At 45.6% G+C, this 627-nt stretch carries 1 protein-coding gene; it reads left to right on the top strand.

Going from position 1 to position 627, the window contains the following annotated elements; genetic code table 11:
- Positions 1–627, top strand: a 627-nt coding sequence (locus A3761_RS06950) for an ATP-grasp domain-containing protein (protein WP_197472925.1), incomplete at both ends; no start/stop codon positions are given.

Raw genomic sequence — 627 nt, forward strand, 5'->3', positions numbered from 1 at the left:
CTCTTTGCTGAATACGGACTGCCTGTTTCTACAGGTTATGCATGTGACACAGCTGACGAAGCGGCTGCTGCAGCCGATAAAATTGGCGGCGATATGTGGGTAGTGAAGTGCCAGGTTCACGCAGGTGGCCGTGGTAAAGCAGGTGGCGTTAAGCTGGTTAAGTCCAAAGAAGAGATCAAGGCCTTTGCTGAGAGCTGGTTGGGTAAGAATCTTGTCACGTATCAAACAGACGAGAGTGGTCAGCCAGTTGCAAAAATTCTTGTTGAAAGTTGCACTGATATTGCTAACGAATTGTACTTGGGTGCCGTCGTAGATAGAGCGTCTCAGCGCGTAGTGTTTATGGCTTCTACTGAAGGTGGTGTTGAAATTGAAACTGTTGCTGAAGAAACGCCTGAATTGATTCACAAAGCTGAAATTGATCCACTGGTTGGCCCACAGCAGTATCAAGGTCGTGAGCTTGCATTCAAGTTAGGTCTTGAAGGCGATCAGATCAAGCAGTTCGTAAAAGTGTTTATGGGTTTGTCGAACATGTTCAATGATCATGATTTCGCACTATTAGAAATCAACCCTCTAGTCATTACAGACGAAGGTAACATCCACTGCTTGGATGGAAAAATTGGCGTTGAT

Source organism: Oleiphilus sp. HI0123, assembly GCF_001635315.1.